Here is a 14,197-nt window from a genome sequence, read left to right on the forward strand (position 1 = left end):
TTTTTTTTTCACGGCGGGGGGGGGGGTTGCTTACCAAATGTTGGGGGGGCCCCCGGGCCGCCGCCCCCGCCCCCCCGGGGCGGGGGGGTTTTGCGTCCCCCCGCCCCCCCACGGCCCGTTCACGCTGTTCAGACCAGGTCGAACCGGTCCAGGTTCATGACCTTGTCCCATGCCGCGACGAAGTCCTTCACGAACTTCTCCTTGGCGTCGTCGCTCGCGTAGACCTCCGCGACCGCGCGCAGCTCCGAGTTCGACCCGAAGACGAGGTCGGCGCGGCTGCCGGTCCACTTCACCGCACCGGTGGCGTCGCGGCCCTCGAAGGCGGTGGCGTCTGCGGACGCCGGCTTCCACGTCGTACCCAGGTCGAGCAGGTTGACGAAGAAGTCGTTGGTCAGCACGCCGGGGGTGTCGGTGAGGACACCGAGCGAGGACTGCTGGTAGTTCGCGCCGAGCACCCGCAGCCCGCCGACCAGGACCGTCAGCTCGGGGGCGGTCAGGGTCAGCAGGTTGGCCCGGTCGAGCAGCAGGTACTCGGCCGGCAGCCGGTTGCCCTTGCCGAGGTAGTTGCGGAACCCGTCGGCGGCCGGCTCCAGCTCGACGAAGGACTCCACGTCGGTCTGGTCCTGCGACGCGTCGACGCGGCCCGGGGTGAAGGGCACCTCGATGTCGAAGCCGGCGTCCTTGGCCGCCTTCTCGACGGCTGCGGCTCCGGCGATCACGACGAGGTCGGCGATCGATACCTGCTTCCCGCCGGACTGCGCGGAGTTGAAGGACTCCTGGACGCTCTCGAGGGTACGCAGTACCAGCGCCAGCCGGTCCGGCTCGTTGACCGTCCAGCCGTTCTGCGGCTCCAGACGGATGCGTGCGCCGTTGGCGCCGCCGCGCTTGTCGCTGCCGCGGAAGGAGGAGGCCGCCGCCCACGCGGTGGAGACGAGCTCCGACACCTTCAGGCCGGAGCCGAGGATCCGGGCCTTGAGCGAGGCGACGTCCGAGGCGTCGACGGTCTCGTACGTCCTGGCGGGGAGCGGGTCCTGCCACACCAGCGTCTCCGCCGGGACCTCCGGGCCGAGGTAGCGCACGACCGGGCCCATGTCGCGGTGGGTCAGCTTGAACCACGCGCGGGCGAAAGCGTCGGCGAACTGGTCGGGGTTCTCGTGGAAGCGCCGCGAGATCTCCTCGTACGCCGGGTCGAAGCGGAGCGAGAGGTCGGTCGTCAGCATCGTCGGCGCGTGCGTCTTCGACGCGTCGAACGCGTCGGGGACCGTACCCGCACCGCCACCGTCCTTCGGCCGCCACTGGTGGGCGCCGGCCGGGCTCTTGAACAGCTCCCACTCGTAGCCGAAGAGGATGTTGAAGAAGCTGTTGTCCCAGGTGGTCGGGGTGTCCGTCCAGATACCCTCCAGACCGCTGGTGATCGCGTCGGCGCCCTTGCCGGTGCCGTACGTGCTCTGCCAGCCGAGGCCCTGCTGCTCGAGCGGGGCGGCCTCCGGGTCGGGGCCGACGTTGTCCGCCGGGCCGGCGCCGTGGGTCTTGCCGAAGGTGTGGCCGCCCGCGATCAGGGCGACCGTCTCCTCGTCGTTCATCGCCATGCGGCGGAAGGTCTCACGGATGTCGCGGGCCGCGGCGATCGGGTCCGGATTGCCGTTGGGGCCTTCCGGATTGACGTAGATGAGACCCATCTGGACCGCGCCGAGCGGGTTCTCCAGCTCGCGGTCGCCGGTGTAGCGGTCGTCGCCGAGCCAGGTGGTCTCGGGGCCCCAGTAGACGTCCTCGTCGGGCTCCCACACGTCCGCGCGGCCACCACCGAAGCCGAAGGTCTTGAAGCCCATGGACTCCAGGGCGACATTGCCGGTGAGGACGATGAGGTCGGCCCAGGAGAGGTTCTGGCCGTACTTCTTCTTGACCGGCCACAGCAGCCGGCGGGCCTTGTCGAGACTCGCGTTGTCCGGCCAGCTGTTGAGCGGGGCGAAGCGCTGCTGACCGGCTCCGGCGCCGCCGCGGCCGTCGCTGATCCGGTAGGTACCGGCGCTGTGCCAGGCCATCCGGACCATGAAGGGGCCGTAGTTGCCGAAGTCGGCGGGCCACCAGTCCTGCGAGGTGGTGAGCACCTCGGCGATGTCCCGCTTCACGGCCGGGAGGTCGAGGCTGCCGAACGCCTCGGCGTAGTCGAAGTCCTCGCCCAACGGGTTGGCCACCGCGGGGTTCTTGGCGAGGATCTTCAGGTTGAGCCGCTCCGGCCACCACTGGCGGTTACCGCCGCCCTGGGTCGGGTGCGGCGCGCGACCGTGCGCGACCGGGCAGCCGGAGACCTCCTCCGCCTTCGGGTCGGTGACGATCGCGTCGTGGTTCTCAGTCATTGAAATCCTTCCGGACGGGGCGGATCACGTTGTTCTGGCGCTGCGCGCGGCCCGGATGCCGGCGTGAGCGCGCCCGTCTCCTGAAGTCACGCACTTTCCTCTGCTGTCGACCTGTCTCTTGGCTGTCAGCCGGAATCGATCCTACGATGGACCTAGTCCAAGTCAATACGACAGACGGCTCTGTACGAGTCATTCGTCCGAAGACGCAAAGTTAGGCTGGTGGGCATGAGTGACCTGCTCGAACGGCTTCGTGGACGTGGCTGGCGCATGACCGCTCAGCGAAGGGTGGTCGCCGAGGTACTCGCGGGCGAGCACGTCCACTTCACCGCGGACGAGGTGCTCGTGCGCGCAGCCGCCCTGCTGCCCGAGATCTCTCGCGCCACCGTCTACAACACCCTCGGGGAGCTGGTCTCGCTCGGCGAGGTGATCGAGGTCGGCACCGACGGCCGGGCCAAGCGCTACGACCCGAACGCCCACCACCCCCACCAGCACCTGGTGTGCTCCGAGTGCGGCGCGATCCGGGACGTGCACCCCGATGTCGACCCGCTGTCCGGACTTCCGCCCTCGGAGCGTTTCGGCTTCACCGTCTCGGAGGTCGAGGTGACGTACCGGGGTCTGTGCCCCGACTGCGGCGGCGGGTGAGCCCGTTCCGCCGGATCCTCCCGCGACCCGGCCCGAACGGCCCCTGTTGATACTGTCGCCCTGTCCGGATACCTCGTCCGGGCAGGGCATTCCCGGACAAGGCAACCGGGGACTTCAGGGGGATGGATGCGGCCGCGCCTGGTGTTCGTGCACGGAGTCGGCGGCCCCCGCGACGCCACCGCCGAACTGGAGGGCCTGCTGCGCGCGCTGGCCGAAGGCGCGGGAGCGGCCGGCCACTCCCGCGTGGTCCCGGGGCTGCTGGACGGTTCGGCCGCCGACGTACGGTTCGCCCACTACGGCGACCTGTTCACGGACGGCCGGGTGCAGGGCGGAGCAGGCACGAGCACGGCGGAAGCCGGGCCGGAGGTACTGCGCGAGCTGCTGCTCGAAGCGGTCGGCGAACGACTGTCCGACCCTGCGGACGAACACGGGGCACGGGTGCTGCGGCGGGCCCGGACCCAGCTCGCTCCCGAGGGGGAGCAGCAGGGCCTCGGCAACGTCGGCCGCCTGGTACTCAACGCGGCGAACACCCTCATGGCGCTGCCCGGTCTGCGCAGGGCGGGCGGCTGGGCGAGCGCCGCCGTGATGGTGCACCACCTCGGCCAGGTCAGGACGTACCTGGCCCGCGAGGGGACGGCCGGGGACGTTCCGGGCATCGACCGGAGGATCCGCGAGCGGGTCGCCGCGGAGCTCGACCCCGTGGGCCCCACCGTCGTCGTCGCGCACTCGCTGGGCACCGTCGTCTCGTTCGAGACGCTCCACGGCCATCCGGGGCCGGTGCCGTTGTTCGTCACGCTGGGCTCCCCGATCGGGATGCGTACGGCAGTGCGGCCCCGGATGCGGCCGCAGCCCCTGCGGGTGCCCGCGAGCGTCGGCGCCTGGCTGAACTTCTGGGACCGCGACGACTTCGTCGTTGGGCAGCCCGCGCTGGAGAAGCACATCGCCATGAACGACGCGGCGGTGGCCCCGGTGAGCCGGCGCGTCGACTCGGACGGCGCGTGGGCACATCCCGCGGTCAAGTACCTGTCCCAGCCCGGCGTGGCCGGTCCCGTCGTCGAGGCGCTAGAGGCAGCCGCCCTCCGATGACCGTCCGGTTCCCGCCCCGGCACCTGCTGGTGATCGCGCCCCAGTGCGCGGACCTCGGGATGCTCACGGGTCTGGAGGACCTCGCGGGCTCCCTGCACACCGCGCTGCTGGATCCCTGGACCGGTGGCTGCGCAGACGCGCCGCCCGGCGTGACATCGATCCTGTCCGGGCCGGCGGTGGGACAGGCACGGATCGAGGAGGCGGTACGTGACGCGGCGCGGCGCGCCGGAGAGGCGGGCGGCGTACTCGTCCTGGCCTTCATCGGGCACGGGACGCTGCCGGGTGATGTGCCGAAGCTGTTCCTGATGGCGGGCGACTCCCGGCGCGACGTGCCCACCACGGTGGTCAACGTCGGTGACCTGCTCTCGCAGGCACTGGACACCCACGGGGTCGAAGAGGTCATAGCCCTGGTGGACACCTGCCACGCAGGCGGAGCCGTGCCCGACATCGCCGCGCTGGGGACGGGGATCCGCAGGGGCGCGACGAGGCTGACCCTGCTCATGTCGGTGGGGGTCACGGAGCCCGCGTTCGGGCTGGACTTCACTCGCGCGCTGTTGCGCGTGTTCGGTGCGGGTGTCGCGGGCGCGGGCGAGTACCTGTCGGCCGAGGCCGTTCTCGACGCGGTGAACGAGGCCACGGACACGGGTGCGCGGCTGGTGCACATGGACGGCGACCCCTACGGCAGACCCCGCTGGCTCGTGCGCAACGTGCGGCATGCACAGGGCGGCGGGCCTCTCCTGGGTCCGGCAGGTGAGGAGGATCTGGAGTGGGCGTTGGAGCCCTTCGGCGAGGGGTGGCCGCCGGCTGCCGTGCACAGCGTGTCCGGCCTCGAAAAACTGCGGGAGGCGCTGCGCGCGGCCCCTCCCGGGTGTACGGACGGCCCCGCTGATGTCGCGGTCGCCCTGCGCGTCGTCGACGGTCTGCTGGACGGGCTGCTGACCGCGGAACTGCTTCGTTCCTGGCCGGGCGCCCCTCTGACCTCCGAGCGGATCCGGCGGGCTGCCTGGACGGCGGGCGGCACCTCGGTCCCGCTGCCCGAATCGAACGGCAGCGATCTGCTCCGCGACTGCGTCGAGTTGCTCAGACTGCGGGCGCCGCGTACCGGCGGCAGCCGGACGGCTCCGCTCGCCGCCTTCGTGGCCTCGCTCGCCGACGAGGACGGCCTGGACCCGCACTGCGACGCGCTGACGGCGTGGGCGAGGTCGTGCGGTGCGGTCGTGGAACTCAACGACGCCTTCGCCGCGCTGGCGGAACACGACACCTCCTCCCGCCTGCGGCTGGTCGTCAGCCTGCACGCGGCCCTCGCCGACGAATGGCCCGAGACCCTGGTCGCCTGGCTGCTGGACCGCGGGACCGTGATCGCGCACCGCGAGTTCGGCTGCGCTCCCAGCCGGGCCGGGGTCGAGCGGCGGCTCGTGGGAGTGCTGAAGTGGGCTTCCGGCGAGGCCAGGCGGGTCGGGGCGGCACTCAGACGGGTGGAGGTCGCCGCGTCATCGGCGCTGCTCACCCAGTGGAGTCCCGAGGAAGCGGATCTGGGGATCCGACTGGGTGTGCGGCACGACGTCGTGCTGCGCTGGAGCGAGCGGCTGTGCCCGCCCGACCACCTGTACTGGATCAACGACCACGCCCGCGACCGCCTTGCGACGATGCGGTCGGAGCCGGATACCCGGGCGCCGGTGGACTGGCTCGGTCGCGACGAGACCAACAGGCCGTCGGAGCTCAACGAGCGGCTGCGGAACGGCGTGTACGAGCGGGCCGTGGCCCTCGGACACCGACCCGAGCGCCTCGACCAGGTCATGCCGAGTCTGCTGGCCTACGCTCCGATCGTGCTGTGGCCGAAGGACAAGGACGATCTGCCGCCCGACTCCCGGACCAGCGTGAACCGTTACTGGCACCGGCTGCCCGGCGAGTTCAGCGCCGCCTACCGCGACAGCTGGCGGGGGCGCGGCACCGGTGAGGGCGCCGCGGGGGGCCGATTTCCGCTCGCCCGGCTGCGGTCCGTGTGGCACGACACGGAGTGGCTGGACTTCTGCGACTGGTTCGAGACGTGCTCGACGGATGGGGAGAACACCGTATGACCTGGCAGCCCTTCTACGTCGGCGACGGCCGGCCGCGGGACGTGGACCTCGGCGCGCCGCCGCCCTGGCGGACCTTCCCCCGTGCACCCCTGGACCAGCAGTTCCAGCCGCCCGCGGGTCTGATCACCGCGGTCAACGCCGCGCTGACCCTGCGCAGGCCACTGCTGGTGACCGGCACGGCGGGCTCGGGGAAGTCGACGGTGATCGAACAGGTGGCTGCCGAACTGAAGCTGGGCGACGTGCTGCGCTGGCACATCACCTCCCGCAGTACCCTCGCCGACGCGCTGTACCGCTACGACGCGCTGGGCCGTATCCACGCGCAGCGCCTCGAAGGCGCGGGCGGCGGGGACGATATCGCTCCGTTCCTGCGGCTGGGCCCGCTGGGAACCGCGCTGTTGCCGGCCCGGCACCCGCGAGCGCTGCTCATCGACGAGATCGACAAGAGCGATCTCGACCTGCCGAGTGACCTGCTCGACGTGCTGGAGCGCGGGGAGTTCGAGGTACCCGAGCTCGCGCGCTACCAGGAGGAGGTCGTGCGGGTCCGTGAGTGGGGCGGCGACGCGCACCATCCGGTGGCCAAGGGCCGGGTGGGGTGCGACAGCTTCCCGTTCATCGTGATGACGAGCAACGGGGAGCGGGACTTCCCCGCCGCCTTCCTCCGCCGCTGTGTGCGTTACACGATGCCGATGCCTACGGCCGATTCGCTCCGGCAGGTGGTCGAGGCGCATCTGGAGATCGGGCCGGACCGGTCAGGTTCGGTGGACGCGCTGATCAACGGCTTCGTCGAACGGCTCGCGGCGAACGAGAGCCTGGCCGTGGATCAACTGCTCAACGCGGTGCACGTGCTGACCGGGGCGGGGGCTCCCGACGGGGCGGACGAGCGGGAGGTCGTGGAACTGATCCTTCGGGAACTGTCCCGTGTCTGAGCCCCCGCCCACCGCGCCCGGCGCACGGTCCACAGCGCCGACGCCGGACGCGCCGCGCTCCGGCCCGGGGCCTGCGGCGCCGGCCGGGGCCGTCGCGGCCCTGCATGCCGCCGTTCCGGAGCTGGACGCCACCGCCGTCGCCGAAGCGCTGTGGCTGGCGGCCCGGATGGGCGCCGCGACGGCGGCGGACGCCGCCGCCGGTCCCGCGCCGGAGCGCGCCGGGGAGGGCCGTCCCGGCGTCGGGAGCCCGTTGCCCGCGGAGCCGTCCGCGGACGCCCCGCCGGCCGGCCGGGACCGCGGGGCCGGGCGGGCCGTGCACGAGAGGCTGCCCGGATCGGGTGCGCGTGTACCGGGCGACGCGGTGACCGCGGGGCGCGGCGGACAGCTGCCGCGCGCGCTCGACATCTCGCGTGCACTGCGCCCGTGGAAGCGGCAGTGGCGTACCGGCCGGCGCCAGGAGGTCGACGTCGACGCGACGGTGCGGTCGTACGCGCGGAGCGGGGAGCTGATCCCGGCCTTCAGCGCGGCCCCGGAGCGGTGGTTCGATCTGGTCCTGGTCGTGGACCGGTCCCCCTCGATGCAGGTGTGGGAGGAGACGACCGGCGCCTTCGCCACCGTGCTGGACCGCCTCGGCGCGTTCCGTACGCTCCAGGTCCAGGACCTCACCTTCACCGCCGGGGCCGGAATGGAACTCCGCGACCGCCAGGGGCGGCCGACGGCGCCCGGCCGGCTCCGGTCACCGGACGGCCGCCGTCTGGTGCTGGCCGTGTCCGACTTCACCGCCGAGGCGTGGCGCGGCCCGCAGGTGTGGAAGCAGTTGCGCGCGTGGTCGGCGACGACACCGGTGGCGCTGCTCAGTCCGCTGCCCGCCACGCTGTGGCGCAGAACCGGGCTGGACCTCCCGGCGGCCCGTGTCTCACCGGGTGCTCCCGGCGCCCACAACGCCCGGCTGCCCTTCGAGCGGCCGCCTTTGCTGCCGCCGCCCGAGGCGGCCGGCAGTGGCGGCTGGCTGCCCCTTCCCGTGCTGTCGCTGTCGCCCCATTCGCTGGGCCGCTGGTCGCGCACGGTGATGCGCGCGGCGCCGGACGGATGCGGTGCGGTACTGGTCCCGCCCGCCGGCCGCGTCCGGACGGACGGCCGCTCCCCGCGGCAGACACCCAGGAGCCCGGAGGAACGTACCGAGAACTTCCTGCGGACGGCTGCCCCGCCGGCCGCCCGTCTGGCTGTGCTGTCCAGTGCGTTCGACCGCCTGAGCCTTCCGCTGTTGCACCTGATCAGTCAGGAGCTCGTACCGGAGGCGGCCACGGCGGACCTCGCCGAGCTGCTGACAAGCAGCCTGTTCACCCTGGAGACGCGGATCGGCGGCGCCGTGGAGCTCGTGGTACCGCCCCAGGTGCAGCCTCTGCTGCGGGAGCACCTGGCGGAACGCGATGTGTGGCGGCTGCAACGGGCCCTGAGCCGGTTCGTCGCCGCGCGGGGAGGCGGCCGGGGCGGGCTGCCCGCGGTCGCCGCCGACAGGCCGGACGGCGACCGGGGGCCCCTGGGCGTCGCGGAAATCCCCGCGGAGCTGCGGCCTTTCGCGCAGGCATCGGCGCGCACGCTGGAACTGCTGGGACTCGCCGCGCCGCCGTCATCGGCGGAGAGGCAGTCCCGGCGATGGCCCGCCCCGGACCAACTCCCGGCACAGACCGAGCACTTCGCCGGACGTCAGGCTGCGGTCGCCACCGTCGGCCGCCTCGTCACGACTTCCGGCACCCCCACCGTGTGCATCACCGCGCCGCGCGGTGTCCAGGGGGCGGGAGCCACCGCCCTGATGCTCTTCGTGGCACACCGGGTGAAGGATCAGTTCGAGGACGGCGTGCTGTACGCCGACCTCCACTCGACCGACATCTCCTCGGTCCTCTACGGCTTCCTGCAGGCTCTCGGCGTGCCCGCCGAATCCATTCCGGCCGGGGCCGCCGACATGGCGGAGCTGTACCGCTCCACCCTGACCGGCCGGCGCGTCCTGATCGTCCTCGACAACCCGTCCAAGGACTCGGCGTCCAGACTGTTCCCGGCCGGCCCCGGCTGCGCGGTCCTGGCCACCGGGGACTCGGGGGAGGTATTCGGTTCGGTCGTCATGCTGGAGCCTCTGGACGGCGCGGGCGTGCGCGCGATCATGCGCCGGAGCGCGCAGTCCGGGGGCGGCGGCCACCGCTCGGAGCCGTCCTTTCCGGGCGACGCGTGGCCGCTGGCCGTCAAGCTGGTCGCGAAATGGGCGGCCACGGACGACAACGCGTTCACCCTGCTGCGAGCGGCGCGCCCCGACGCGCCGCAAACCGCGCCCGGCTGGGACCTGCACACCGTTCTGGGAGCGCGGCTGGCCGCGCTGGCGCACGGAACCCTGAGGGGTCTGCTCCTGCTCGCTCTGCATCCGCGCGCCCGGCTGGCATCCGCGGAGATCGGTGTGCTGCTGGGTGCCAATGACCGCGCGACCTTCCTGGTCATCGACGAACTGGTCGGCGCCGGACTGCTGGAGGCGTCCGCCGACGGCCTCCACCATCTGCATGACGCCGTCAGGAGTTTCGCGCGGGCCCGCGCGCTGCGTGACATCCCGCCCGCCCGGTGGCGCGCCGCACTGGAGCGGCTGGTCGCCCACCACGCCCGCATCGTCGTGGCCGACTACACGCGGGACCACCCCTCGGACCCCTTCCCCGCTCATGTCGTCGCCGGGGTCGACGTGGAACAAGGACCAGGCGTCGTCGAGGGGGTGGGCCGGCGGGGGAACTCCCCGGCGAGCCACGTCTCCCGGTACCCGCATCTTTTCGCCCTGCTCACACCGCGCGACAGCACCGAGGACGTGGCACTCAGGACCCGGGCGGGCCTGTTGGTGATCCTGCGGGACGTCACGGCTTCACCACGCCATCGGACGGCGTTCGAAAGGGCCGCCGACCGGGTGTCCGACGCGGCGCGCGAGGCACGGGACCCGGTGAGCCATGGCTGGGCCCAGGTGGCGCTCGCCTGGAGCCAGCTGTCCGCGCACCGGTACAGCCGCGCCTGGAGAACCCTGTCGAAGCTGCCGGATGAACCCCCTTCGCTGCGCGGCATGACGCTCCGCCTGAAGGCGGAGGCCGCCCGCGGCAAGGGGGACACGGCCACGGCGGAGTCGCTGCTCACCACGGCGGCCGAACTGGCCCGGGAGGAAGGCGACCCCTTCAACGAGGCACAGGCCCTGCGCGATCTGGCCGGCCTGCTCGCCGGTCCCGGTCAGCCGGGCTCCGTCCCGGGGAGCCCGAGCGGCGAGCCCTCGGTCCTGCCCGGCCGCAGCGCCGCGAGCCATCCGGCCGGGGCCGGGAGCGCGCGCCGCGAACCGGCAGCCGGAACGGGCGCACCCGCGCGGCCCGAGTCACCGCGCGCAGGCCGGGGCACGGAACACCTGACCGTCATCATGGCCGACGCCCGCCGGCCGGACGCCTCGCTCCTCGGGCGGCTCCTGCGGGCGGTGCGGCTCGCGGGGGCCACGGACGCCGACTACCGGGTCCACGACTCGCAGGACAACCTGACGGTGACCGTGGCACGCCGGGTGCCGGTCGCGCGGATCGTCGACGGCCTGCTGGAGGGGTTCCCCGCCGAGACGGAAACACCGTTCAGCGTCGTCGTGCACACCGGCCCGGTCCAACGGGACTTCACAGGGGCAGGCATCAGCGCCGCCCGGAAGATCCTCCGCTCTCCCGAACTGAACCGCACCGCATCGACACTGCGCCTGCTGAATCTGCTGACCGTCTCGGACGCGGCCATGGCGCGGTCGGAGCTGCCTGGTGGACCCTTCAAGCGGGTCCGCCTCACCGACGGGGCACTGGATGCCTGGCTCCACTGTCCCGACTCCCCGGCCGAGGACGGCCCCGCCGCGACGACGTACGGAGGGCCTGACACCGAGCTCAGCTCCCTGCACTCGGTCCTGGTCCGGTCGGACCCCGACGGCAGCCTCATGGCCGGTGCGCTGCGCGATGCCTTCGACTTCGTCCTCGACGGAAGCCTCACGGGCCGCTTCGACCTCATGGATCTCTCGCGTGCGGAACGGACCGTCATCGGGGTCAAGGTCGAGCAGACGATCATGTCGGCCTTCGCGCTCCGGCCCGGACAGCGCATGGACCTGGTCCGCGATGGCATCGAATTCGACCTGCGCTTCTCGACACGGCTCGGCGGCTGGGCCTTTCCGCCCGAGAACGAGGGCCAGATCTGCCTGCTCGTCCACGCGGACGACGCGAAGGGCCGCTGGGGTGCCGGGCTGCTGCGGATCGAACCCGGTCTCCTGCGGTCGGCGGGCAACCGCGACAGCAGGCGTGGCCTGCGGCCGGACGCGATCCATCAGGTGCGGTGGCTCCACCGGGACCTGCCACTGCCCGAGAACGTCCTGCTGCACCTGGACCCGGACGACCGGTCAGCGGTCCTCGCGCCCACGTCGGCGCGGCAGCGCGTCGACGAACTCTTCAGGAGAGCACTCGGCAGACGCGTCACGACCGCGACCCTGAACACGCTCGCGGGCCCGGAGGGCAGCCGCCGCGCCCGGGAGTCCAAAAAAGCCCTCGCCGCCGAGGGGATCACCGTCCTCACCCACACCCCGCAGGACATCGAACTGGCGAAGGTCCTGCGGTGCGCGGTGCCGCGGCGCGGCGAATTCGTGAGCGTACGGACCCAGTTGCCCACGTCGGCCGTCCCGGGCTCCTAGCGGGGCAGGAAGGGCCGCCCGGCCGGCCTCCGGGGCACGCACCCGTGCCCCGGAGGCTCCTGACGACCCGCTCCCGCGTCGTCGCGGACGGCTGGCCTGCCTCGCCCGCCCGGTCAGGAGAGCGCTATGTCCGGCTTGTAGAGATCGAGCCAGAGCGCCAGGTCAAGCGTGCGCTCGAGCCCCCGCCGGGAGGCCTGGGTGATCTGTGGCGCGTCATGCTGCGCGGCACGCGCGACCCGGCCCCGGTCGACGAGGTCGAAGACGGGGTGCGAGGGCCGCGCCAGCAGGTCCTTGGCGTGCCCCTGGAGGGCGAGCGCGTACTTGGGGTCCTGGGTGGAGGGGTACGGGCTCTTGACCCGGTCGTAGACGGACTTCGGCAGCACGTCCGCGGTGGCCTCGCGCAGCAGTGACTTCTCCCTGCCGTCGAAGGACTTCAGGGACCACGGCGTGTTGTACACGTACTCCACGAGGCGGTGATCGCAGAAGGGCACCCGCACTTCGAGGCCGACCGCCATGCTCGCCCGGTCCTTGCGGTCGAGCAGGACGCGTACGAAGCGCGTCAGGTGCAGATGGCAGATCTTGCGCATCCGGTACTCGAAGTCGCTCTCGCCGTCCAGACGCTGGACTCCCGCGACGGCCGTGCCGTAGCTGTCCTGGATGTACGAGGGGATGTCGAGGGCGGCCGTCAGGTCGGGCCTCAGCACGTCGGAGTCGTCCCCGAAGTGCTGTGCGAAGCGCACCAGCCAGGGGAAGGTGTCGGCGCGGCGCGCCTCCTCGTCGAAGAACTGCAGGTACCCGCCGAAGACCTCGTCCGCCGACTCGCCGGACAGGGCGACGGTCGAATGCTCGCGGATGGACCGGAACAGGAGGTAGAGGGAGGCGTCCATGTCACCGAAGCCCATCGGGATGTCCCGGGCCCGGATCACCTGGGCGCGCACCTCGGGGTCGGCGAGTGCGTGCGAGTCCAGCACGATGTCGCGGTGGTCGGTGCGGGAGGCCCGTGCGACGTCGTGCACGTACGGCGTGTCCGGGGTGCCCCGCAGCTCGTCGGGGACGAAGTTGTCCGCCTGGCCCTGGAAGTCGACGGCGAAGCTGCGCACCGTCTCGCCGTTCTCGGCCAGTTGGCGGGCGGCTATCGCCGTCATGGCGGAGGAGTCCAGCCCGCCGGAGAGCAGCGTGCAGCGCGGTACGTCGGAGACCATCTGGCGCCGCACGATGTCGTCGAGGAGCGAGCGCACATGGGCGATGGACTCGTCCTTGCCGTCCGTGTGCGGGCGGGTCTCCAGCTCCCAGTAGACGTGCCGGCGCAGCCCGTTGCGGTCGACCGTGACGACCGTGCCGGGCTCGACCTCGCGCATCCCATCCCACACGGCGTGACCGGGCGTCTTGACGAAGGCGAAGAGTTCGCGCAGCCCGTCGAGACCGACGCGGGCGCGGGCCAGCGGGTTGGCGAGGATCGCCTTGGGTTCGGAGCCGAACAGGACGCCGTCGGGGGTCTCGTAGTAGTAGAACGGCTTGATGCCCATGCGGTCGCGGATCATGACGAGTTTGTCGTGGCGCCCGTCCCACACGGCGAACGCGTACATCCCGTTGAGCCGCTCGGCTACCGCCTCGCCCCACTCCAGGTACCCGCGCAGCACGACCTCGGTGTCGGAGTCCGTGCTGAACCGGTGCCCGCGTCCGCTCAGTTCGCTGCGCAGCTCGGTGAAGTTGTACGTCTCCCCCGAGTAGACGAGCGCGACCGTTCCCCGCGGGGTGTCCGCCGTCATCGGCTGGCGCCCGCCGGGCAGATCGATGATGGCCAGTCGACGGTGCCCGAGCGCGGCCGGACCGCTGATCCAGGTGCCGCGGTCGTCCGGGCCGCGGCAGGACATCGTCTCGGTCATGGCGTCCACGGTCGCGGACGCACTGTGCAAGTCACGTTCGAAGGACACCCAGCCGGTGATGCCACACATGCGCTACCTCCTGCGTGCTGTTGTCGACCGGGGCCCGGGAACAGCGCCTGAACAGCGCGTTCGAGGGTTGCGCCACTCCCGGCCGAACTAGATGTACTAACCAGTTACGTAATGAGAGTGCGGCTTGCCATTGCATACGGTCAACGTGGCCGTAACGCGGCGAGGGCGGCCGCCCGCACACTTTCGGCCGCCCGCCGCGCCCGACCGCACGGCGCCGACGCGGGCCCACGCCGTGCCCACCCACCCGGGACGGGGTCGAGAGAGAGGCGGAGCGTCACGTTCCGGCCACGGGCAAAGACTTACTCAATGTTGCGCCGCGCAGAACCGGGCCCGCCCGCCGGATGGGGCGGTGGGGCGGTCTTGACAGAGCCACCCGGGCGGCACGTACCTTCGTCTCGCACATCGTGCGCGGCCGGGCGACCCGAGTCGTCCGTACCGCGCATAT

7 protein-coding genes are annotated in these 14,197 nt (G+C 72.2%); 5 read left to right on the top strand and 2 right to left on the bottom strand.

Going from position 1 to position 14,197, the window contains the following annotated elements:
- Positions 1 to 128: 128 nt before the first annotated feature.
- Positions 129 to 2,357 (bottom strand): catalase/peroxidase HPI, encoded by a 2,229-nt coding sequence (katG, locus tag ACFVJX_RS07960; protein ID WP_384127414.1) that lies wholly within the window; start codon positions 2,355 to 2,357, stop codon positions 129 to 131.
- A 225-nt stretch (positions 2,358 to 2,582) separates the two neighbouring features.
- Here katG and ACFVJX_RS07965 point away from each other — a divergent pair, with 225 nt between their 5' ends.
- From ACFVJX_RS07965 to ACFVJX_RS07985, 5 genes are all read left to right on the top strand, one after another.
- Positions 2,583 to 2,999 (top strand): Fur family transcriptional regulator, encoded by a 417-nt coding sequence (locus tag ACFVJX_RS07965; RefSeq protein ID WP_384127416.1) that lies wholly within the window; start codon positions 2,583 to 2,585, stop codon positions 2,997 to 2,999.
- Positions 3,000 to 3,125: 126 nt separating this feature from the next.
- A complete protein-coding gene (locus tag ACFVJX_RS07970; protein ID WP_384127418.1) occupies positions 3,126 to 4,085 on the top strand; it encodes an alpha/beta hydrolase in 960 nt (319 codons plus the stop codon).
- A complete protein-coding gene (locus ACFVJX_RS07975; protein ID WP_384127420.1) occupies positions 4,082 to 6,163 on the top strand; it encodes a hypothetical protein in 2,082 nt (693 codons plus the stop codon). The genes ACFVJX_RS07970 and ACFVJX_RS07975 overlap by 4 nt, the downstream gene beginning before the upstream one ends.
- Positions 6,160 to 7,089 carry an AAA family ATPase gene (locus ACFVJX_RS07980; RefSeq protein WP_384127422.1) on the top strand — a complete coding sequence of 310 codons (930 nt, stop codon included), beginning with the start codon at positions 6,160 to 6,162 and terminating at the stop codon, positions 7,087 to 7,089. Before ACFVJX_RS07975 ends, ACFVJX_RS07980 begins: the two co-directional genes overlap by 4 nt.
- Positions 7,082 to 11,797, top strand: a complete 4,716-nt coding sequence (locus ACFVJX_RS07985) for a NaeI family type II restriction endonuclease (protein WP_384127424.1) — start codon at positions 7,082 to 7,084, stop codon at positions 11,795 to 11,797. Before ACFVJX_RS07980 ends, ACFVJX_RS07985 begins: the two co-directional genes overlap by 8 nt.
- Positions 11,798 to 11,910: 113 nt before the next feature.
- Here ACFVJX_RS07985 and asnB read toward each other — a convergent pair whose 3' ends face one another.
- Positions 11,911 to 13,752, bottom strand: coding sequence for an asparagine synthase (glutamine-hydrolyzing) (asnB, locus tag ACFVJX_RS07990; protein ID WP_384127426.1), 1,842 nt, complete (start codon positions 13,750 to 13,752; stop codon positions 11,911 to 11,913).
- Positions 13,753 to 14,197 lie beyond the last annotated feature (445 nt).

It is taken from the genome of Streptomyces sp. NPDC127177, assembly GCF_042672475.1.
In the GTDB taxonomy this organism is placed as follows: Bacteria; Actinomycetota; Actinomycetes; order Streptomycetales; family Streptomycetaceae; genus Streptomyces.